The sequence below is a fragment of the Thauera humireducens genome (assembly GCF_001051995.2).
Classification (GTDB): Bacteria; Pseudomonadota; Gammaproteobacteria; order Burkholderiales; family Rhodocyclaceae; genus Thauera; species Thauera humireducens.
In genome coordinates this window covers 837,384-860,697 of record NZ_CP014646.1, presented here as the reverse complement: position 1 = coordinate 860,697, position 23,314 = coordinate 837,384, and the positions used below count along the sequence as shown (strand labels likewise).

General features: G+C 65.8%; 12 protein-coding genes. 3 read left to right on the top strand and 9 right to left on the bottom strand.

Annotation, left to right across the window (positions count from 1 at the left end):
- Window positions 1-40: 40 nt before the first annotated feature.
- Window positions 41-1,933 carry a SurA N-terminal domain-containing protein gene (locus AC731_RS04045; RefSeq protein WP_048709408.1) on the bottom strand — a complete coding sequence of 631 codons (1,893 nt, stop codon included), beginning with the start codon at window positions 1,931-1,933 and terminating at the stop codon, window positions 41-43.
- A 192-nt stretch (window positions 1,934-2,125) separates the two neighbouring features.
- Here AC731_RS04045 and AC731_RS04040 point away from each other — a divergent pair, with 192 nt between their 5' ends.
- Window positions 2,126-5,428: an EAL domain-containing protein gene (locus AC731_RS04040; RefSeq protein WP_048709407.1), complete on the top strand. Its 3,303-nt coding sequence runs from the start codon at window positions 2,126-2,128 to the stop codon at window positions 5,426-5,428.
- 40 nt (window positions 5,429-5,468) lie between these two features.
- On the opposite strand, the gene clpB is transcribed toward AC731_RS04040, so the two are convergent.
- Both clpB and AC731_RS04030 read right to left on the bottom strand, forming a co-directional pair.
- Window positions 5,469-8,048, bottom strand: a complete 2,580-nt coding sequence (gene clpB / locus AC731_RS04035) for an ATP-dependent chaperone ClpB (protein WP_004251876.1) — start codon at window positions 8,046-8,048, stop codon at window positions 5,469-5,471.
- A gap of 103 nt (window positions 8,049-8,151) precedes the next feature.
- The gene (locus tag AC731_RS04030; RefSeq protein ID WP_048709406.1) at window positions 8,152-8,889 is read right to left on the bottom strand and encodes an SDR family oxidoreductase; all 738 of its coding nucleotides are present in this window, start codon (window positions 8,887-8,889) and stop codon (window positions 8,152-8,154) included.
- A gap of 223 nt (window positions 8,890-9,112) precedes the next feature.
- Here AC731_RS04030 and AC731_RS04025 point away from each other — a divergent pair, with 223 nt between their 5' ends.
- Both AC731_RS04025 and AC731_RS04020 read left to right on the top strand, forming a co-directional pair.
- Window positions 9,113-11,176: a PAS domain-containing sensor histidine kinase gene (locus AC731_RS04025; protein ID WP_053085863.1), complete on the top strand. Its 2,064-nt coding sequence runs from the start codon at window positions 9,113-9,115 to the stop codon at window positions 11,174-11,176.
- A 34-nt stretch (window positions 11,177-11,210) separates the two neighbouring features.
- A complete protein-coding gene (locus AC731_RS04020; protein WP_048709404.1) occupies window positions 11,211-13,433 on the top strand; it encodes a putative bifunctional diguanylate cyclase/phosphodiesterase in 2,223 nt (740 codons plus the stop codon).
- A gap of 54 nt (window positions 13,434-13,487) precedes the next feature.
- Here the strand turns inward: AC731_RS04020 and AC731_RS04015 are convergent, their stop codons facing one another.
- From AC731_RS04015 to acs, 6 genes are all read right to left on the bottom strand, one after another.
- Window positions 13,488-15,539, bottom strand: coding sequence for a VC_2705 family sodium/solute symporter (locus AC731_RS04015; RefSeq protein WP_048709402.1), 2,052 nt, complete (start codon window positions 15,537-15,539; stop codon window positions 13,488-13,490).
- A gap of 43 nt (window positions 15,540-15,582) precedes the next feature.
- Window positions 15,583-17,775: an exonuclease domain-containing protein gene (locus AC731_RS04010; protein WP_048709400.1), complete on the bottom strand. Its 2,193-nt coding sequence runs from the start codon at window positions 17,773-17,775 to the stop codon at window positions 15,583-15,585.
- Window positions 17,776-17,777: 2 nt separating this feature from the next.
- Window positions 17,778-18,146: a response regulator transcription factor gene (locus tag AC731_RS04005; protein WP_004251893.1), complete on the bottom strand. Its 369-nt coding sequence runs from the start codon at window positions 18,144-18,146 to the stop codon at window positions 17,778-17,780.
- A gap of 31 nt (window positions 18,147-18,177) precedes the next feature.
- Window positions 18,178-20,919, bottom strand: coding sequence for a sensor histidine kinase (locus tag AC731_RS04000; protein WP_048709398.1), 2,742 nt, complete (start codon window positions 20,917-20,919; stop codon window positions 18,178-18,180).
- A 10-nt stretch (window positions 20,920-20,929) separates the two neighbouring features.
- Entirely contained in the window at window positions 20,930-21,127 is a 198-nt protein-coding gene (locus tag AC731_RS03995; protein ID WP_205626657.1) for a hypothetical protein, read from the bottom strand.
- A gap of 188 nt (window positions 21,128-21,315) precedes the next feature.
- Window positions 21,316-23,280: an acetate--CoA ligase gene (acs, locus tag AC731_RS03990; protein WP_048709395.1), complete on the bottom strand. Its 1,965-nt coding sequence runs from the start codon at window positions 23,278-23,280 to the stop codon at window positions 21,316-21,318.
- Window positions 23,281-23,314: the final 34 nt, after the last annotated feature.

The window sequence follows — 23,314 nt, the reverse complement described above, 5'->3', positions numbered from 1 at the left end:
GCCTGGGGGCATGACGACCCTTTGGGGTCGTCATGCCGGATCAGGGCTGTGATCTCGGCTGCAGCTTGACCTGCACCTCGTAGCGGTTGCGCAATTCCGACAGGAAGGCGCCAAAATCGCGCTCGGCCAGCACCTGCGCATACTGTTCGGCCACGGCAAGCACGCGCGGATCGTCATCCGCAATCTCGGGGCGTGTCACGGACTCGATGCGATAGAGCACATAGTCACCCTCGGGCAGGCCGAGGCCGACGTGCGTCGGCAGTTCCTTCGACTGCGCCGAGAACACCGCCTGCATGGCCGCGCCAGGCAGGCCGGGAGCAGAGCGCTGCAGCGCACGGGCTTCACTCCATTTACCGTCGACCTGCTCGCCCTTGTTGAGCGCAGCGAGCATCGCCGCGCCCTGCTCGGCGACACGGCGCGCCGCCGCCTCACGCCGCAGATCGGCCACGATACGGGCCTTGACCTCGTCCAGCGGCAGCAGCACAGCCGCCTCGTAGGCCTTGACGCGTGCCGCGACCAGCGTGTTGGTCGCAACCTCGACGGCCTCGGTGTTGCGTGCGTTCCTGACGGCGTCATCGCCGAACAGCGCATTCAGCAGCCGTTCGTTGCTGTACCCGCCGATGCTGCCGCCCTCGCGCGACACCCAATCGGTGCTGCGGATCTCGAGCTTGAGCGCCTCGGCCACCGGGGCAAGGCTGTCGGCCTGCTCATAGACCATGTTCGCAAACTGTTCGGCCTGTTCGGCGTAAAGCCGACTGGCCGCCTGTGTGCGGAGTTCACCAGCGATCTCGTCGCGGACCTCGTCGAGCGCGCGCGTGCTCGCGGGCTTGATGCCGGTGACCTGAATGATGTGCACCCCGAAGTCGCTGCGTACCGGCTCGCCGATCTGATCCTGCTGCTGCGAGAACACCGCATCCTCGAACGCGCCCACCATCACGCCACGCCCGAAGAAGCCCAGATCGCCACCGCGCGAGGCCGAGCCCGAATCCTGCGACTTCTCCTTCGCCAGCGCGGCGAAGCGGGACGGATCCTTGCGAAGCGCCTCCACCAGCGCCTTTGCCTCGTTCATGACGCGACTGACGTCGGCTTCGCCTGCATCGGCCGCCAGTTCGAGCAGGATGTGGCGTGCCTGGCGTTCCTCGGGTACGCCGAAACGCGCCGGGTTGCCTTCGTAGAACGCGCGGATCTCATCGTCACTGACGCTCACCTGCTTCTCGACCGCCTCACGGTCGAACACCACGTAGTCGGCCTGCAGGCGGGCCGGACGCTGGAAGCGGTCCTGATTCGCGGTGTAGTAGGCCTTGACCTCGTCGTCGCTCACGGTGATCTCCGCCTCCATCTTCGACACCGGCAGGCGCAGTTCGCGAATGCTGCGCTCCTCGAGCTGGGCAGCCAGGAAGCGGCGGGCCGATGCGGCCGGCGCAAATCCGGCCTCGCCCAGCGCGAGAGACAGTTGCTGGACTCGGATGTCCTGCGCCAGGCGCGCCTCGAACATCGCCGGGCTCATCCCCTGGGCACGCAGCAGCGTCTCGTAGCGCTGCAGCGAGAAACGGCCGTCCTCCTGGAAGGACTCCACGTTGGCGATCGTCGTCTGCAGCTCCTGCGGGGTGACGACAAAGCGGTTCTCGGCCGCATACAGCGCCAGCACGCGGCGATTGATCAGGTTCTCGAGCACCGATCGGCGAAGCTCCTCGGATTCGAGCAGGGCGCGATCGGCCGTACCACCCGCTGCAGCGCGCAAGCGGTCCTGCTGGTCACGCAGTGCCTCTTCGAACTCGACCGTACCGATCGGCGAACCGGCAACCGTCGCGACTTCGTTACCACCCGGGGCGTCACTGAAATAAGCGTCCATGCCGAAGAAGGCAAATGGGACGATAAGAATGGCCAGGATCACCTGGGCAACGCGCTTGTTGCTGCGAACAGCTTCGAACATCTCGATATCCGTGGGAGCCTTGGGAATGGAGTACGGACAGCACGAGGACGAAGGGCGTTCATTCGTCCGTCAATCAGCCCGCATTTGCAAGGGCGGGAGTTTAGCGCATCCACGGGGGCTTCAGGCCGCTCGGCAAGCAGAACGTGCGCTATGCCTCGAAATGGGCAACTGGGCACCGATATACTGCGCGAAATGCAGATTCACAAACTGGCCGAAAACGTCGGCCTCGCCCTCCTCGTCGGACTCGGCTACGCGATCAGCGGCTGGCTGTCGATAAAGCTCGCCGTACCGCCGGGTTACACCACGCCCGCGTTTCCGCCCGCCGGCATCGCGCTATCCGCCATGCTGATCTTCGGTGCGCGCGTCTGGCCGGGCATCCTCGCAGGCGCCCTCGTCGTCCAGTTCATCGCGCACCTTGCGGTCGGGATCAGCCAGGCGCCGCTCGCCGGCCTGCTGATTCCGACGTTCGGCGCTGTGCTGCAGGCCGCGGCTGGCGCCTGGCTTGCCCGATGGCTGATCGGCTTTCCCAACCGTCTCGACTCGCCGCGCACCATCGTGCGTTTCCTCGTACTGGTCGCCCCGATCGGTTCGCTGGTCAATGCATCGCTGTCGGTTCCGGCCCTCCACGCGGCAGGAATCATCACGACCCAGGAGATGGCGTTCAACTGGTGGACATGGTGGCTGGGCGACACACTGGGCGTGATCGTCATGGCGCCGCTGATGTTCGTACTGTTCGGACGCCCTTCAGCCGACTGGGATGGCCGTCGGCTCGGCGTTGCCATTCCGCTCGGACTCGCGCTTGCGATCCTGGCCTTCGCGTTCCGGCAGGTGCTCGTCTGGGAAGAGTTGCGCGTCCAGGCACAGTTCACCCGCGACACCGAGCATCTCGCCAGCCAGGTGCGCAAGCGCCTCGATGCACAGATCGACATGATGCTCGCGATCCGTGGGCTGATGAGCGTGAGCGAAAACGTGTCGCACGAGGAGTTCCAGGATTTCGTCCGCCCTTGGCTGAACCGCTATCCCGGCACGAAGAATTTCGCCTGGAACGCGAGGGTCCTGCAGGGCCAGCGCGCGCGCTTCGAGACCCTGGTACGCGCATCGGGTCATCCGGACTTTCAGATCCTAGACCGGGATATGCAGGGGAAGGTATATCCCGCCGCAGATGCGCCGGAATACCTGCCGATCGTCTACGTCGCACCGCTGGAGCACAACGCCAGTGCGATCGGCATCAACCCCATGTCACTTTCCCCCGCGGCGCAGGCCATCCTCGAGAGCCGCCAGACGGGTAGCCCCGTCGCCGCAGAGGCGTTCCGGCTCGTCCAGGAAACAGGAACGCAGAAGGGCGTCGTCCTTTACCTGGCCACGCACCGCCACGCCTCGTCGACACACAAGGGGGCGCTCAGTCTTCACTCGGAGGAAGGCATTGTTTCTTCGGCCTTCCGCATGGACGACGCGCTGGCGGCAGTAAGGGCGCAGGCCGAGGAAATCGGAATCGAACTCTGCCTCAAGGATACGGCCGCCGCCCCCGGACGCCAGCGCCTGACCGGACTGGATGAGTGCGATTCGGCCACGTGGCTGGCGCATGCGATAAGCCGCCGGGTCGCCCTGCCCTTTGCGGGACGCTCCTGGGAGCTGCGTCTGCGCGCCACCGACAACTACATCTACGCGCAGCGCACCTGGGCCGCCTGGGGTGCAGTCGCGACCGGCCTGCTGGGCACGGGCCTGCTGGGCGCCTTCCTGCTGATCAGTACTGGCCACACCCGCCGCATCACCGGTCTCGTGGACCGCCGCACGCGGGAACTCGAGGCCACCACCGCCACGCTTCGTGAGAATCAGGCTGCCCTTGCGGAGGCGATGCGGATCGCGCGAATGGGCAGCTGGGAAACCCGGGTCGGGCAGCGGGGTCTGCGCTGCTCGGACGACCTTCATCGCCTGCTCGACACGAAACTGCACCGGCTCGGATCGGTACATGACATCGTCGCGGCCCTCGCGCCCGAGGACCGGCCGATGATCGAAGCGAAACTCGAAGAGCTCGCACAGGCACCGGGGCAGGTCACGATCGACGCACGAACGGACCGCGAGCCCGCCCGCGTACTGCAGTTCCAGATCGAGAGCGAGTGGCGCGATGGCGCCCTCGCCCACATCCGCGGCACGGTGCAGGACGTCACCGAGGCACGGCAGGCCGAAGCGCACATCCAGTACCTCGCGCACTTCGACACGCTGACCGGACTCCCCAACCGCAGCGCCTGGATTGGCCAGGCACAGGGAGCGCTGCGCACCGCAGAGCGCCATGGCGACCGCCTGGCGGTACTGTTCCTCGATCTGGACAACTTCAAGACCGTCAACGACTCACTCGGGCACCCGGTCGGCGATCGCCTGCTGGCGGCCGTGGCGCGTCGTCTGTCGGGCTGCCTGCGCGGAGAAGATCGCCTGGCCCGGCTCGGCGGCGACGAATTCGTCGCCCTCCTGCCCCGCCTCGAGCACCCCGGCGATGCGGCAACCGTCGCACGCAAGATGCTCGAGGTACTCGACGATACGCTGCGCATCGAAGACCACGATCTGCGTCCCTCGGTGAGCATCGGCATCGCGCTCTACCCCGACGACGGTCAGTCGGTCGACGTCCTGCTCAAGCACGCCGACACGGCGATGTATGGTGCCAAGGCTGCAGGCCGCAACAACTTCCAGTTCTTCGTCCCGGCGATGAACGAACGTGCCAACGAGCGCCTCAAGCTCGAAAGCGCGCTGCGCCGGGCCGTTGCCGGAAAGCAGTTGCTGCTGCACTACCAACCCCAGATCGACACCCGCAGCGGCCGCGCAATCGGCTGCGAGGCGCTGGTGCGCTGGCAACACCCCGAACGCGGACTGGTGCCGCCGGCCCAGTTCATCCCGATCGCCGAGGATGTGGGAATGATCGTGCCGATCGGCGAGTGGGTGTTGCGCGAAGCGTGCCGCCAACAGGCGGAATGGGCCGCAGCCGGCCTGCGCGACCTGACGGTGGCCATCAACATTTCGGCACTGCAGTTCCAGCGTGCGGACTTCCCCGACGTCGTCGCCCGCATCCTCGACGAGACCGGCGCCGACCCCGCCGCGATCGAGCTCGAGATCACCGAGAGCGCGCTGATGAACCCCGGCAGCGAGCAGCTCGAACGCCTCAACCGCCTGATCGAGCGCGGCCTCACGCTCGCACTCGACGATTTCGGCACCGGCTATTCGTGCCTTGCCTACCTCAAGCGCCTGCCACTGAGCCGGATCAAGATCGACCGCTCCTTCGTCGCCGACCTGCCGGGCGACACCGAGGACGCCGCGGTTGTCTCGGCCGCACTCTCGCTCGCCCGCGACCTCGGCATGGACGTGGTTGCCGAGGGTGTCGAGACACCCGGCCAGCGTGCCTTTCTCGCCGAGCGCAACTGCACGCTGATGCAGGGCTACCTGTTCTCCAGGCCGCTCGACGCCGGCAGCTTCGAGGCCTGGATCAGGGGCTTGGGCCACCACTGAGCCGGCCCCGTGCAAGGGCCGGCCCGGCGGTCACACGCCATCAGGCCTGTTCGAAAACCAGCTTGCCGCCACGGACATCGACGCGCACGCGGTCCCGGGCGGCGAACTGCCCTTCGAGGATCGCCTTCGCGAGCGGATTCTCGATGCGCTCCTGGATCGCGCGCTTGAGCGGTCGCGCCCCGAACACCGGATCGAAACCCGCGTTGGCCAGTTCTGCGAGCGCCGCATCGCTGACGTCGAGCCCCATCTCCAGCCGCGCCAGACGCTTCTCCAGGTACTGCAGCTGGATCTTCGCAATGCTGGCGATGTGCTTCTCGTCGAGCGCGTGGAACACCACGACCTCGTCGATGCGGTTGATGAACTCCGGGCGGAAGTAGGTCTTGACCTCGGCCATCACCGCCAGCTTGATCACCCCATAGTCGTCGCCCGCCATGGCCTGGATCATCTGGCTGCCCAGGTTGGAGGTCATCACGATCACGGTGTTCTTGAAGTCCACTGTGCGGCCCTGACCGTCGGTCATGCGGCCGTCGTCCAACACCTGCAGCAGCACGTTGAACACATCCGGGTGTGCCTTCTCGACCTCGTCGAAGAGGATCACGCTGTAGGGCTTGCGGCGGACCTGCTCGGTCAGGTAGCCGCCCTCCTCGTAGCCGACGTAGCCCGGCGGCGCGCCGATCAGGCGGGCGACCGAGTGCTTCTCCATGAACTCGCTCATGTCGATGCGGATCAGGTGCTCCTCGGAGTCGAACAGGAAGCTCGCCAGCGTCTTGCACAGCTCGGTCTTGCCCACGCCGGTGGGACCGAGGAAGAGGAAGGAGCCGTACGGCCGGTTCTCGTCCGACAGGCCCGCACGCGAACGGCGGATGGCATCGGCCACCAGACGCACCGCTTCGTCCTGACCCACCACGCGCTCGTGCAGCTTGTCTTCCATCTTCAGGAGCTTCTCGCGCTCGCCCTGCATCATCTTGCTGACCGGAATGCCGGTGGCGCGCGACACCACCTCGGCGATCTCCTCGGCGCCGACCTGGGTGCGCAGCAGCTTGTTCGGCGCGGCGTTCTCACCCGCCTGCTCGGCCATCTTCAGCTGCCCCTCGAGCTGGGGCAGCTTGCCGTACTGCAGCTCGGCGACCTTGTCGAGCTGGCCCTTGCGCTGGTACTCGGCCATCTGCGCGCGCAGCGCGTCGATCTCTTCCTTGATGTGGGCTGAGCCCGCGACCTTGGCCTTCTCCGCCTTCCAGATTTCCTCGAGGTCGTTGTACTCGCGCTGCAGCTTGGCAAGCTCGTCCTCGATGAGCTGCAGGCGCTTCAGCGAAGCCTCATCCTTCTCCTTCTTCACCGCCTCGCGTTCGATCTTGAGCTGGATCATGCGACGGTCGAGCTTGTCCATGACCTCGGGCTTGGAGTCGATCTCCATCTTGATGCGCGCGGCAGCCTCGTCGATCAGGTCGATCGCCTTGTCGGGCAGGAAGCGGTCGGTGATGTAGCGGTGCGACAGCTCGGCTGCGGCAACGATCGCCGGGTCGGTGATGTCGACACCGTGGTGGATCTCGTACTTCTCCTGCAGGCCGCGCAGGATGGCGATGGTCGCCTCCACGGTCGGCTCGTCGACCAGCACCTTCTGGAAGCGGCGCTCGAGCGCGGCGTCCTTCTCGATGTACTTGCGGTACTCGTCCAGCGTGGTCGCGCCGATGCAGTGCAGCTCGCCGCGGGCAAGCGCGGGCTTGAGCATGTTGCCCGCGTCCATCGCACCCTCGGCCTTGCCCGCACCGACCATGGTGTGGATCTCGTCGATGAAGAGGATGATGCGCCCCTCGTCCTGCGCAATCTCCTTCAGCACCGCCTTCAGGCGCTCCTCGAACTCGCCGCGGTACTTGGCGCCAGCCAGCAGCGCGGCCATGTCGAGCGACAGCACCTTCTTGCCCTTCAGGGTCTCGGGCACCTCGTCATTGACGATGCGCTGCGCCAGGCCCTCGACGATGGCAGTCTTGCCCACGCCGGGCTCGCCGATCAGCACTGGGTTGTTTTTGGTGCGGCGCTGCAGGATCTGGATCGCGCGGCGGATCTCGTCGTCGCGGCCGATCACCGGGTCGAGCTTGCCGCTGCGGGCGCGCTCGGTCAGGTCCATGCAGTACTTCTTCAGCGATTCGCGCTGGCCCTCGGCGTCCTGGCTGCCGACGCTGGCACCGCCCCGCACCGCCTCGATCGCAGCCTCCAGCGCCTTGCGCGCCAGGCCATTCTCCTTCAGCAGCCGGCCGGCCTCGCCCTTGTCGTCGGCGAGCGCGAGCAGGAACATCTCGCTGGCGATGAACTGATCGCCGCGCTTCTGCGATTCACGGTCGGTGACATTGAGCAGGCTGTTCAGGTCGCGCCCGATGCTGACCTCGCCACCATGGCCCTCCACCTTCGGCAGGCGCCCGATGGCCTTGGAGACCGCGGCCTTCAGCGGTGGCACATTGACGCCGGCACGCTGCAGCAGCGACACGCTGCCGCCGTCGTCCTGTTCGAGCAGCGCCTGCAGCACATGCAGCGGCTCGATGAACTGCTGGTCGTTGCCCACGGCGATGCTCTGCGCATCGGCCAGGGCTTGCTGGAACTTGGTGGTGAGCTTATCGAAGCGCATCTGGAGCATCCTCGGGATTCATTGAACTGCACCTTATGTGGGGCGCGTTCGCCCCGCTTCAAGAGGCCGTATCGCCAGGATCTCCTCGTGGCGGCATGCGGCCTCAGCCCGGCAGGTCGCGCAGATCGGCGGTCGGCGCCGTGCCGAAGGCGTCGCCCAGCAGGTAGTCGGTCAGGCGCCGTGCACAATCGTCGACCGGGACGAGTCCGCCCGCTCGCTGCATCTCGGCAAAGCGCTCACGCAACGGAAAGCGCTCCAGGCTGGTCGCGCGAATCGTGGCCTGCATCTCGGTGTCGAGCACGCCCGGCGCGAGGCTGCAGATGCGCAGGCCCGCGACCTTGTCCTCCGCGACCGCACGGGCGTGATGGTCCAGCGCCGCCTTGCTCGCACAGTAGACGCTCCAACCCGGATAGGGCTTGCGCGCCGCGCCGCTCGACACATGCAGGATGCGACGGTCGGTGACCGAGGCGGCGGCTGCGCAGAAGGCCGCGGCAAGCATCAACGGCGCAGCGACATTCAGCGCGAGCGCGCGCGCCACCTCGTTCGGGTCCTGCAGCGCCGGCGGGCCCATTGGCGAGATGGTGCCCGCGTTGTTGACCAGCACCGCCTGCTCGGCCCCGTCAATCCAGGCTCCAAGCCTCCCCGTCTCGAGCCAGCGCGGGAGCGCATCTGCGTCCGCCAGATCGAGCGCCACTTCGGAGAAGGTGTCCGGGAAGCGCGCGGCGAGCCGCGCATTGCGGTTGCGTGCAAGTCCCAGCACCCTGGCCCCACGTAGAAGCAATGCAGCGGCAACCGCCTCGCCGAGCCCGCGGCTATGGCCGCTCACGATGACCTTGACCATTCCTCGCCCTCCCGCGTCTGTGACGTCTCGCTGGCTGCCTGTCCCGCCGGGATGCGCACCAGCGTCGGCCTTGATCATACAACCCTGCCGGCGTCCGGCACGACACGTCTGATGCATGCAGGAAACGTCACTCATGCATCCCTTCGGCGCAGCAGCAACGATATGATGCTGCGAATACTTCCGCGCCGCTGGCCGCACCGAGACGCCCAACAACGGACACCCGATGGATAAGCTGCAGACCTTCGTCAGTCTGTTCGACTACGCACCACTGCCGATGTCCTACTCGCCGCTCGACGCGGCGGGCGGGCTGCTGGCGTCGTTCTGGAATCGATCGTGGTTCGAATGCTTCGGCTATCGGCCCGACGAGGTACAAGGCAGGGCAGGTGAAGCATTTGGCCTCTGGCCCGACGTCTCGTTCCGCGCCGACTTCCTGCGCGCAGTCGGCTTCGACGACATCAGCAAGACGGAAACGACGCTGCGTCGTGCCGACGGCAGCCTGCGCACCGTCATCGTCTCTGCGCGCAAGATGTTCGCCGACGACACCACCTTGATGGTGGTGAGCTACGAGGACGTCACCGAGCAGCGTCAGCTGGAATCGGCCCGAAAGGCTGCCGAACGCTCCCTGCGCCTGTTCCAGGAGATGGTCGAGAGTTCGAACGACGCAATCATGATCGTCGAGGACCACCACGTCATGGCCTGCAACACGGCCGCGACGACGCTGTTCGCAATGCCGCGCGAACAACTGGTCGGACGCCACCCCGGCGACCTCTCCCCTGAACGCCAGGACGACGGCGAGTCTTCGTTTACTGCCGCAGTACGGCACATGGAACGCGCCCTCGCGGGTGAAACCGAACACTTTCTCTGGCGTCATCTGCGCGGCGACGGCAGCACCTTCATGGCGGACGTGGTGCTGAACCCCGCGATCGACCTTGGCGCAGACGACGGCGAACGCGGCCGGCGTTACGTGACCGTGGTGCGCGACGTGACCGACGAGCAGCGCGCCGCACGCGCACTCCAGGACAGCGAAGAACGCTTCCGTCAGTTGTTCGAGCTGGCGCCGGTCGGCCTTGCGCTCACCGAGAGCGACGGTCACTTCCTTGCCGTCAACCGCCACTGGATCCAGCTGTTCGGCTACACGCTGGAGGACCTCCCGCGCACCGAGCACTGGTGGGAATGCGCCTACCCCGACCCCGCGTATCGCGAGGAGGCGCGCGCGACCTGGTCCAGGGCAAGGGCTGCGATCACCGAACGCAACGGAGAGATCGAGCCGGCCGAGTACATCGTCACCGGCAAGGACGAACGGCAGCGTCACGTGTTGATTGGCGGCGCCATGATCGGCGACAACGTGCTGACGAGCTACAGCGACGTCACGGCCCAGCGTGAGGCGCGCGCGCAACTCGAGGCGCTCAACCAGAGTCTGGAAGCACGGGTGGAAGAACGGACACGCGACCTGAGACAGGCGATCGCCGACCTGACGCTGGCCCAGCACGAACTGGTGCGATCGGAGAAGCTCGCCAGCCTGGGGGCGCTGGTGGCGGGGGTGGCTCACGAACTCAACACCCCGATCGGTAATGCCGTGATGGTCGCCAGCACGCTGAGCGACCAGCGCAAGCGCTTCGAAACGGCCGTCACCGAGGGGCTGCGGCGCTCGGCACTGGAGAGCTTCCTGCGCGAACTGCGTGAAACGAGCGAGATGATCGAGCACAACCTGCGCCGGGCCGCAGAGCTGATCACCAGCTTCAAGCAGGTGGCGGTCGATCAGTCGAGCTACCAGCGACGCACTTTCGGCGTCGCCGAGACCTTGCACGAACTGCGCATGACGCTGAATCCATCGCTCAGGCGCGCCGGCGTCACGCTGATCGAAGACGTCCCGCCCGAGCTGCGCATGGATAGCTACCCCGGACCGCTGTCGCAGGTGCTGATGAACCTGGTGAACAACACCGTCGTCCACGCTTTCGATGGCCGCTCCGGCGGCACGGTACGCATTTCCGGCACGGCCCTGCCCGGCCTCCGCGTGCGCCTCCAGATCAGCGACGACGGTTGTGGCATCGAAGCCGACCAGCTCCCGCGTATTTTCGATCCGTTCTTCACCACGAAACTCGGACGCGGCGGATCGGGACTGGGCTTGCACATCGTCCATACGCTCGTCACCGGCGTCCTGGGCGGCAGCGTTCGCATTGAAAGCGCGCCTGGCGTGGGCAGCAGCGCGATCCTGGAGCTACCGCTGAACGCCCCACCGCTTCGCACCAGCCCCGACGACGATGGCGGGCCATCCTCACATCCTTGAACCGATAGCCGGTCCTCACGCCCGGAGACCCTGCATGCAATACGACGAATCGAGCTTTAGCGCCGACGACGAACTGATCGCGATCGAAGAGGACATTCCCGCCTCGCCAAGCGACACCGAGGCGCCCGAGCCCTGGCAAGTGCTGATCGTCGATGACGACGAGGACGTGCATCGCGCAACCGAGCTCGCGCTGCGCGGCATGCTCGTCGAGGACCGTCCCATCCGGCTGCTGCACGCGCACACGGGCGAGGCGGCCCTGCAGCAGGTCGCGCAACACGAAGACCTCGCCGTGATGCTGCTCGACGTGGTCATGGAGTCGGACAACGCGGGCCTGCAGGTCGTGCGCAAAGTGCGCGAGTCACTGAAGCGCAGCGCGCTGCGCATCATCCTGCGCACAGGACAGCCGGGCTATGCACCCGAACTCGAGACCGTTCGGAACTACGACATCAACGACTACAGGACCAAGTCCGAACTGACCCGCGTACGGCTTTTCACGAGCCTCACCGCGTCGATTCGGGTCTATCGCCAGATGCGTACGCACGAGCGCATGCGCCAGGGGCTCGAAAGCATCGTCCGAGCGAGTACAGAGCTCTCCAAGCTGCAAGGCATGCAGCGCTTTGCCGAAGGCGTGGTGGATCAGTTGTGCGCCCTGCTCGGCGTGCGTGCCGAAGGGCTCGTCTGCGCCCAGGGCGGCCTGTCGAGTGTAGGCGAACCCGCGCGCGTCATCGCCGCCGCCGGGCGATTCCGCAAGTACGTGCTGCAGCCGCTCGCCGCACTCGACACGGCGGTGATCCGCGACGCACTGATGCGCTGCCTGGACGAACAACGCAGTCTTTTCGCGCCGGCGCTGGCGATCTACTTCCCCACCCCGGCGGAGCGCCGCCTCGCCGCGTATGTCGAGCTGTCCGGCCCCCTGCGCGAAGGCGATCGCTATCTGCTCGAAGTGTTCTGCTCGAGCATGGCGGTCGGGTTCGAGAACGTGTTGCTGTACGACCGCCTCATCGACCAGGCCTACCTTGACCCCTTGCTCCGCATCCCCAACCTGAACCGCCTGCTCGAGCACCTCGCAGCCCCCGCGCTGGAGCCCGCCAGCTCCACCCTCGCCCTGCTCGACATCGACGATTTTTCGGCGATCAACGACACGCTCGGACACGAGTTCGGCGACGCAGCCCTGAAGGCGATCGTCGCCCGGGCGCAGGCGGTCCTGCCCGAATGCCACCTGGCACGGCTGGGTAGCGACCTGTTCGCGGTACTCGGCCACTCACGCATGGTCAAGCCCGACACGCTGCAGCAACTCTTCACCGAGTCATTCGACGTCGCTGGGCAGCGCGTGAGATTGTCGGCCACGATCGGATTGGTGCAACTGGGCACACGTGACTGTTACGGCCCGGCGCTGTTGAAGGACGCGCATGTCGCATTGAAGCAGGCCAAGCTGCATCACCGCGGCACCGCCGTGTATTTCTCGGCGGCACTCGGACAGGATGCCCGCGCACGCATGCACCTGCTGCGCGAACTGCGCGAGGCCTTCGATGCCCACGATCGCTTCTTCGTGGTCTACCAGCCCAAGGTTCATCTGGCGAACGGGCGGCCGAGCGGGGTCGAAGCGCTGCTGCGCTGGCGTACCGCGAACGGAGAACTCATCGCGCCCGATCGCTTCATTCCGCTGGCCGAGCAGTCTGGCCTCATGATCGCGCTGGGTGCTTTCGTCCTGCGCAACGCCTGCCAGCAGCTACGCCGGCTGCGCGATGCGGGTCACGATGCACTCACCATGGCGATCAATGTGTCGCACGTACAGCTGCGCGATCCCGATTTCATGATGCTCTTGAAGGCCAGCCTGGATGAGGCCGGCGTACCCGGATCGCAAGTGGAACTCGAGATCACCGAATCGATGGCCGCCGAGGACCTCGAACTGGTGAGAGGACTGCTTGCGGCGCTGAAGACGCTGGGCGTTCGCGTGGCGATCGATGATTTCGGCACGGGCTTCTCGTCGCTCAGCGTGCTGCGTCATCTCGATGCGCAACGCCTGAAGATCGACCGGAGTTTCGTCACCGAGATGCTTCAGGACAATAGCATTGCACGCATGGTGATCAGCCTCGGGCACACGCAGCGCATGGCGGTGACGGCCGAAGGCATCGAAACCGAAGCCCAGCGCGACGCGCTGCTCGCCCTTGGCTGCGACGAGGGACAGGGCTGGCTGTACGCGAGGCCGCTGGAAGAGGCCGCATTGCTCGCCTGGCTCGCAAACGCATCCGCCTGAACCGCTGCCCCCCTTTGCCCGGGCAGCGAAGCTGCACGGCCAGGCATGCCGCCCTCAGCTTCGAGGCGAACGGTCGTGATCCGGCGGCAGTTGCGGATAGCGCACGTAATCGACCAGGTCCTGGATCTCCTGTGGCGGCGGACGCGTGGCCAGGCTGACCAGCACGATCGTCAGGAAACCGAGCGGCACGCCAAACACCCCTGCTGAGATCGGGTTGATGTCGAACCAGGCATTGCTCATCGAGCCGCCGAAGAAGCTGTGCGTGCGGACGACGTAGTACAGCGTAACGGCCAGTCCCAGCAGCATGCCCGCAACCGCGCCCGGACGGTTTGCCCGCTTCCAGAAGATGCCCAATACCAGTGCCGGAAAGAAGGCCGAGGCCCCGATCGAGAAGGCCAGCCCCACCATGAACAGGATGTTGTCCGGGCGCAGCGACGCAACCCACGCGGCCACCACTGCCACCACCAGCAGCTGCGATTTCGAGATCACGAGCCGGCGGTGGGTCGTCGCCGCCGGGTTGATGACCTTGTAGTACAGATCATGCGACAGCGCATTCGAGATCGTCAGCAGCAAGCCATCGGCGGTCGACAACGCAGCGGCCAGACCGCCAGCTGCCACCAGACCCGACACGACGTAAGGCAAGCCGGCGATCTCGGGCGTGGCCAGCACGATCACATCGGTGTTCAGGCGCAGTTCCGCCAGCTGCAGGATGCCATCGGCGTTCAGGTCCTCGATGCGGACCAGCCCCACCTTGCCCCATGACGCCACCCACTCGGGCAGGATGCTGAGGCTCGACCCCACGACGTTGTGGTACACCTCCCACTTGGCGAACACGGCGTAGGCCGGCGCGGTGACATACAGCAGGAAGATGAAGAACAGCGACCACAGCACCGACTTGCGTGCGTCGGTGACACCGGGCGTGGTGTAGTAGCGCATCAGGATGTGCGGCAGCGCGGCCGTACCGACCATCAGCACGAACATGAGCGCAAGGAAGTTGTTGCGGGCCACGGCTGATTCTTCGGGCGTAGCGCCGGGGTGCGCCTGCGCATGCCGCGGCGGCGGTCGCGCGCGCTCGAGCGCATCGATCCGCGCCTTCTCCCATTGCACACGGGCCTCGTCGGCCGTGCGCGGGAGGTCGCGCAGCGTGCGTTCGGTCAGGGCGATGTCACGCGCCGACGCATTACCGAGCCGCAGCGCATTGAGGCGCTCGATCAAGGCGCGCCGCTCGACCTCGAGCGAACCGGGCAGCGCGTCGATCTTGGCCGCATAGCCCTCGGCGCGAAGGCGGTACAGGGAGCGGACCTCGATCTCGCTGGGCGCCTCGAACAGATCCTGCTCGCGCTCGCTGATCTGTTGCAGCACCGTGCCATACACCGCCTGCGGGATCGGGATGCCGGTGAGCTTGTACGACAGGATCACCACCGGCACGAGGTAGGCGATGATCAGGATCACGTACTGTGCCACCTGGGTCCAGGTCACCGCCCGCATGCCGCCGAGGAATGAGCACACGAGGATGCCGGCCAGCCCGACGAACAGACCGATCTCGAACTCGATGCTGACGAAGCGGCTGGTGACGAGGCCCACGCCATAGATCTGCGCGACCAGATAGACGAAGCTCGCGAGAATCGTGGCCCCCAGTCCCACCAGGCGCGCCACGTTGCCCTCGTAGCGCGCGCCAAGGAAATCCGGAATGGTGTATTGGCCGAACTTGCGCAGGTAGGGCGCCAGCAACAAGGCCACCAGCACGAAGCCTCCGGTCCAGCCGGTGACGAAGGCCAGTCCTTCGAAGCCCGAGAAGTACAGCGTGCCCGCCAGGCCGATGAACGAGGCCGCGCTCATCCAGTCCGCCGCGGTCGCCATGCCGTTGAACATGGCGGGCACACGACGTCCCGCGACGTAATACTCCGACACGTCGGAGGTACGGCTCATCACGCCGATACCGGCGTAGATGGCGATGGTGACGAACAGGAAGATGTGACCGATCAGGTGCGACGACAGCCCGTAGTACTCGCCAATCGCGAGGCCGATCACGAACAGCAGGAAGGTACCGGTGTACCAGGCGTAATAGCGTCGCAGGCGGCGCGCGAACGCCGAAGGGTTGCTCATCGTCCCCTCCGCCGGCCGGTTCGCAACCCCGCAGCGCAGTCCATCAATACTTGATCCGCGCGTAGTAGGTCTTTTCCGCCGCCTCGCGCGCTTCGCGCAGGGTACGAATGCCCTTCTCGGCCAGCAGCGGCAGGAGCTTGAGGAACACCTCGGCGGTGACGATCGCGTCGCCCAGTGCGGTGTGACGACCGACGATGGTCAGGCCGAGGCGCTCGGCAATCGCCTCGAGCCGATGCGACTCCTGGTTCGGATGCACGACGGCCGACAACAGCAGGGTGTCGATGACAGGCTGGTCGAAGCGGAGCCCGGTCTGCGCTTCCTTCAACTGCAGGAAGCGCATGTCGAACGCGGCGTTGTGCGCGATCAGCACGGTATCCGCGGCAAATGCGTGGAAAGCCGGCAGCACCGACTCGATGGTGGGCTGTCCGCGCAGCATCTCGGCCGTGATGCCGTGGATTTTCGCCGACTCGGCAGCCAGCGGGCGGCGCGGGTCGATCAACTGCTCGAAGGACTCGTTGCGCAAGAGCTTGCCGTTGAGCACCCGCGTTGCGCCGATCTGGATGATCTCGTCGCCCTGCGACGGGTTCAGGCCCGTCGTCTCCGTGTCGAAAACCGTGAACGCAAGTTCGGTGAGCGGGCGATCCTCGATACCGTGCGATTTCTCCGACCACGCGAACAGGTCAAAGTCGTAGTACTCGGGACGGCTCTCGCCACGCAGGAAGAGTTCCGCTTCCGACTGCTCCTGCGGGATGGCGGCAGGCAACAGGATGCGGAAGAAGGCACGATGGCGGACCTTCTCGCGCTCGAGCCACATCTCGCCGTCGTGGCGGTCGATGACGTCGCGCACCGTCAGCGGGCTGCTCTCGTCGTCGATCTTCATCGGCTCGAGCTCCCAGCTCATGACCGTCTCGGTGCTCATCGCCTGGCCCGACCAGATCAGGTCGAGGTGAACGAGCCGGCCCGCCGAACTCAGGCGGAAACGCACCTCGCGCACCTCGAACTCGTCGGAAAGACGGTTTGCGAGGTAGGTCAGCGCCTGCATCAGCGAGAAGCTGTCGACCTTCACCCACAGGCGCTCGTCCACCTCCTCGAGCTTGGTAGGCAAGCCGATGCGCTCCTCGATGCGGCGCTGCACCGCCGCGATGAGATCGGCCCCCAGCATCTCCTCCAGCGGCCAGCGCACCTTCAGCGAATCCGCAAACTCGCTTGCGGTATCGTTCAGGCGCTGGCCCATGGCCTGCACCTCATCGCGAATGACCTTGCGGAAGCGGTCACGCATCTCGTCGGGCAGGTCGCCGTATTCGAGCATTTCGGCAGCGGCCCGGACATTCCCCAGCGAGGCGCGGTTGCCTTCCGTGAGGTTGTGCAGCATCTGGTCGCGCCGCGACTCGGTCTCGAAGTTCCGCGTGATGTTGTCGAGCATCAGGATGAAGCCGGTGAAGGTGCGCTCGGGCACAGCCTCCCCGCCTTCGATCTTTTCCTCGCTGCGTGCGACCGCCAGCACCGGCGACATCTGCACGCGCAGCAGCTGGCCTGCACGGGTCGTCGTGACGAAATTCGCCTGCGGTTGTGCGACCCCGCGCTTCAGGCGCTGCTGGATGGTTTCAAGCGCGTGGGCAATCAGGTTGCGTTCGAACACCGCATAGATGGAGCGGCCGAGGCCGATCAGCTCGCCACCGCCCGCCACGCCAGGCGCGTCGGACAGCGCGCGGAACTGCATGCGTGCGCGGTTGTTGTAGAGCAGGATGCGTCCGTCGAGGTTGCAGACGACGACGCTCTGGGTCAGCTCGGACATCAGCGCCGCGAGGCGGTTCTTCTCCTGCTCCACCGAATCCTTCGCACGCGCGATCTGCGCCTCGACGTCGCCGAAGATCTCGTCGCGCTGGCTCGCCAGCTCGTTGGCGGCAACCGCGAGCATCTGCACTTCGGGCGGTCCGTCGGGCTGCACGCGGAAACCACGGTTTGCGCCCAGCATCAGGCGCAGATTCTCGGCCATGCGCAGCAGGCCCTGCACGTATTGGCGGAACAGCGTCCGCAGCACCCCGACGCCGGCAGCAAAACCAAGGAGGGTCAGCATCATCCCCACCCCCAGATGTGGCGCGAGCACATCGACGAGTTGCTGTCGGCCATCGCCCTCGGTCTCGAACCAGACGATGAGCGCAGTGAGGATGAAGGGGCCCGTCATCAGCAGTCCCAGCACGACCACCGCGAGCGCGAACCGGAGCCGGGCGGACATGGTCACGCCCCCAGCAGGCTGCGGACTTTTTCGACGAGCTCCTTGGTCGAGAAAGGCTTGGTCATGTAGGCGTCCGCGCCCAGCGCGAGCCCCTTGGCGACTTCGGTGTCACGCCCCTTTGCCGTCAGCATCAGGATGCGGACCCCGCCCAGTGCCGGATCGGACTTGATCTCCTGGCAGACTTCGAAGCCACTCTTCTTGGGCATCATGACATCGAGCAGCACCAGATCGGGACAGTCCTTGCGGATTCGCGCCACGGCCTCCTCGCCGTCGGTCGCCACCAGCACTTCGAAGCCCTCGCGCTTCATGAGGAATTCCAGGGAAATTACGATGTTCTGCTCGTCGTCTGCAATCAGAATCTTTTTACTCATGCGCTTCTCCTCCCTCCTGCGCCATTCTATGTCATTCGCCGCCTGCAGCCGACGGCAGCGGCAGCTCGAATGAAAACGTCGCCCCCTCCCCGGGTACCGACTCCAGCCACAGCCGTCCGCCGAAGTGCTCCACGATCTGCCGGCTGATCGGCAAGCCCAGCCCGGTGCCCTGCGGGCGCGAACGCTCGTCGCCACCCTGCCTGAACTTCTGGAAGATCTCGGGCTCGAGGGCGGGCTCGATCCCGGGACCGTTGTCACGCACATCGACCCGCAGCCACTGTCCATTGCGGCGCAGCCGCACCAGCACGTGACCGCTGTCCACCGGAACGAACTTGGCTGCGTTGGACAACAGATTCAGCATCACCTGCAGCAGACGATCGTGGTCGGCCCGCAGCAGCGGCACATGTTCGGGCAGATCGAGCTCGACCTGCGCGCGGCGGTCGCGGAACAACTGTTGTGTCGCATCGACGGCATGGCTCACCAGTTCGCACATATCGATGTCGGTGTTGTGCCATTCGGCATGACCCGACTCGATCTTCGCCATGTCCAGCACCTGGTTGACGAGCCTGGTCAGCCGCACCGTCTCGGACACGATGATGCCGAGAAAGCGCTGACGATCCTCCACGTCGATGTCCGGATCATCCTTCATCATCTCGGACAGCGCCCGGATCGAGGTCAAGGGCGTGCGCAACTCGTGCGTGACCGAAGACATGAAATCGTCCTTCAGGCGATCGAGTTCCTTGAGCTTCTCGTTGGCCGCGCGCAGTTCCGCGGTGGCGGCCTCGAGCGCCCGCGACTTCTCCTCGAGCTGGTGCGAATAGGCACGGACCTGGGAGGCCTCGTCGAGGATGTCCATCACCTCGCCGAGGCCGAGCGGCTCCTCCTGCACCACCGTCGCCACCATCACGCGCGCCGACGCGCTGCCGATCGCCCCGGCAAGCAGCGACTCGGCAAAGTGCGCAAGCTCCGGATCGGCCTTGAGCTGATCGATGCGCTCCAGCCCGTGCGCCCGTGCATAGGCACCAAAGGTCTCTTCGGCGCGACGCTGTCCGAGAAAACGCGCCACCAGCGGTACGAGGTCTGCCACCTCGGCCCCCGCACGCCAGAACCCGGCGGGACGCGGATCGCCGCGACGACCGACATCGACGAACAGCGCCGCCTGGCTCGCCTCGACGCCGGTCGGTACGCGCAGCAGCGACACGAACACGTAGCAGCCGATGTTCGCCAGCATGCTCCAGAACAGTGAATGGCTGATGTTGTCGAGCCCGGTCAGGCCGAACAGGTGTTCGGGCCTCAACCAGCTCAAGCCGAACAGTCCGTGCTGCAGGAAGTACGGGTCGAGCCAGCCCGACTTCGCGAACGAGGGTAGCAGGAGGGTATAGCCCCACACCACGAATCCGGCCAGCAAACCGGCAAACGCGCCCTCCCGCGTGCCGCCCCGCCAGTACATGCCGCCGAGCACGACAGGGGCAAACTGCGAGACGGCTGCAAAGCTGATGAGGCCGATGCTGACCAGCGCATAGGCTTCACCGGCGAGCCTGAAATAGACGTAGCCCAGCAGGAGCACGCCGACGATCGCGCCCCGACGGATGCCGAGCAGGAGGCGGGTCAGGTCGCGCTGCTCGGACAGCGCAAGGCGGCGACTGCGCAACAGCAGCGGCATCACGAGGTCGTTGCAGACCATGGTCGACAAGGCGATCGCCTCGACGATGACCATCCCGGTCGCCGCCGAGAGCCCGCCGATGAAGGCGAACAGCGCCAGCGCGGCATTGTCGTGGGCGAGCGGCAAGGTCAGCACGAAGGTATCGGGGTCGACCGTGCCCCGCCCGAAATGCAGCAGGCCGCCGAGCGCAATCGGGATGACGAAGATGTTGATCGCCAGCAGATAAGCGGGAAACAGCCACGTCGCCCGCCGCAGATGCTGCTCATTGACGTTCTCGACGACGGCGATCTGGAACTGACGCGGCAGGAAGATCACCGACAGCATGGCCAGCAGGACATAGGCGAACCAGCCGCCGTATCCGCTTTGTCCGCTGCCGTTGAACGCGAGCAGGGCGGCAAGTCCGGGCTCAGCAAGGGCGCGCGCGTACAGGTCGCCAAAGCCGTCGTAAAGGACGTAGGTGACATAGAACCCGACGGCGAGGAATGCCAGCAGCTTGACGACCGACTCGAACGCAATCGCGGCCACCATGCCTTCGTGGCGCTCGGTCGTGTCGAGGTGCCGCGTGCCGAACAGGACGGTGAACGCCGCCAGCGTCAGGGCGACGTAAAGGGTGCTGTCCAGCCACCAGCCGCCCGACTCGCCAAGGTGCAGCAGCGTGTCGGCATCCTCGATGAGGAGTGCATAGGCGCTCGAGACGGCCTTCAGTTGCAGCGCGATATAGGGAACGATGCCGACGACCGCGATGACGGTCACCAGGCCACCGAGCAGATGGCTCTTGCCATAGCGTGACGCGACGAAGTCCGCAATCGAGGTGATGCGATGACTGCGCGCGATGCGGATCATCTTGAGCACCACCAGCCAGGCCAGTGCCATGCCCAGGGTCGGCCCCAGGTAGGTGGGCAGGAACCAGATTCCGCCCGATGCTGCACGCCCGACACTGCCGAAATAGGTCCACGCAGTGCAATAGACGGCCAGGGAGAGGCCGTAGGTCCAGGGGTTGGCGATGATGGAGCGCCCCTGATCCGCGCGGCGGTCGCCGACATAGGCTATTGCGAACAGCGTCAGCAGATAGGCGAACGATACGCCGACGATCAGCCAGCCTGGCAGCATCGCACCTTCCTCAGCGCGCCCCGCGCTCGACGATCCAGGCCACGAGCACGATCAGCGCGGACCACACGCCGAACAGATAGACATGGAGCAAGGGCCAGCCGAACAGCGTCGACGGCCCGTCAAACAGCGCGAGCAAGGGAAAATTGAGCAGCAGTACGCCGGCGATGAACACCGCCACCAGGCGCTGCCCCGCGAGTGCCTTGCGCATCATGTCCCTCCCATGATGGACGCCCCGACCAAAAGACGAATGCGCCCCCTGCTCTGAGTGGCAGGTTGGGCGCACCGTACGAACAGGGGGCGCGCACTGCGCGCCCGTCTCCCCTTCCCACCCGGCATCGCGCCGGGTCCTCCCCTGTCGATCATTGCAGGCCGGACACCTGCCCGGCCTGAAACCGGTCAGCCCTTGAGCTGCTCGAGGATGTGCGGGTTCTCGAGCGTCGAGGTGTCCTGCGTGACGTCCTCACCCTTGGCAAGCTGGCGCAGCAGACGGCGCATGATCTTGCCCGAGCGGGTCTTCGGCAGGTTCTCGCCAAAGCGGATGTCCTTCGGCTTGGCGATCGGCCCGATCTCGAGTCCAACCCAGTTCTGCAGTTCCTTGATCGTCTTGGCAGCCTCTTCGCCGGTGGGGCGCGGCCCCTTCAGCACCACGAAGGCCACGATCGCCTCGCCGGTCACATCGTCCGGACGGCCAACGACGGCAGCCTCGGCAACCTTTTCGTGCGCCACCAGCGCCGATTCGATTTCCATGGTGCCCATGCGGTGACCGGACACGTTCAGCACGTCGTCGATGCGGCCGGTGATCGTGAAGTAGCCCGTTTCCACGTCGCGGATCGCGCCGTCGCCAGCGAGGTAGAGCTTGCCCTGGAAGTCCGCCGGGTAGTAGGACTTCACGAAGCGGTCCGGATCGCCCCAGATGGTGCGGATCATCGACGGCCACGGCTTCTTGACCACCAGAATCCCGCCCTGCCCCCACGGCACTTCGGTACCGGTCTCGTCGACCACCGCAGCCTGGATGCCTGGGAAGGGCAGCGTGCAGGAGCCCGGCACCATCGGCGTGGCACCCGGCATCGGCGTGATCATGTGGGCGCCGGTTTCCGTCTGCCAGAAGGTATCGACGATCGGACAGCGGCTGCCACCGACGTTCTGGTAGTACCACTCCCAGGCCGCCGGGTTGATCGGTTCGCCCACCGAGCCGAGCAGGCGCAGGCTGGACAGGTCGTACCTGGTGGGATGCACGGTCGGGTTGTTGTCCGCGGCCTTGATCAACGAGCGGATCGCGGTCGGCGCGGTGTAGAAGATGCTGACCTTGTGGTCCTGGATCATCTTCCAGAAGCGACCTGCATCCGGATAGGTCGGCACGCCCTCGAACACGATCTCGGTCGCACCGCAGGCGAGCGGGCCGTAGGTGATGTAGGTGTGGCCGGTGACCCAGCCGATGTCCGCGGTGCACCAGAAGATGTCGTTCGGCTTGATGTCGAAGGTGTACTTCATCGACAGCACGGCCTGCAGCAGGTAGCCGCCCGAGGAGTGCTGGACGCCCTTCGGCTTGCCCGTCGAACCCGAGGTGTAGAGGATGAACAGCGGATGCTCGGCCTCGACCCACTCCGGCTCGCAGACGTCCGACTGGTTGGCACACACGTCGTGGAACCAGCTGTCACGACCGGCCACCATGTTGCAGTCGCCGCCGGTGCGCTTGACCACCACGACGTTCTTGATCGTGTCGCAGCCACCCAGCGACAGGGCTTCGTCGGCGATGGGCTTGAGCGGCAGCGCCTTGCCGCCGCGGTGCTGGCCGTCCGAGGTGATCAGGGCGACCGCGCCCGCATCCTCGATGCGGTCGCGCAGCGCGTGTGCCGAGAACCCACCGAAAACGATCGAGTGGGTGGCACCGATACGGGCGCAGGCCTGCATCGCGACGACGCCTTCGATCGACATCGGCAGGTAGATGACGACGCGGTCGCCCTTCTTGACGCCCATGCCGCGCAGGGCATTGGCGAACTTGCTGACGCGGCCGAGCAGATCCTTGTAGGTGACGCGAGTGACGTCGCCGTTGTCGCCTTCGAAGATCAGCGCGACCTTTTCACCCAGGCCGTTATTGACGTTGCGGTCGAGGCAGTTGTACGAGACGTTGAGCTTGCCGTCGGCAAACCACTTGAAGAACGGCGCATTGCTCTCGTCGAGCACCTGGGTGAACGGCACCTTCCAGTCGATCAGTTCCTTGGCGCGGCGGCCCCAGAAGCCCTCGTAGTCGTCCTCTGCTTCCTTGCACAGCGCTCGGTATCCGTCCATGCCGGAAACCGCGGCGTTCTTCACCATCTCTTCCGACGGGTTGTAAATGCGGACTTGCTGTTCGTTGGACATGCTCACCTCTCCTCAACTGATCAAATGGTTGAAG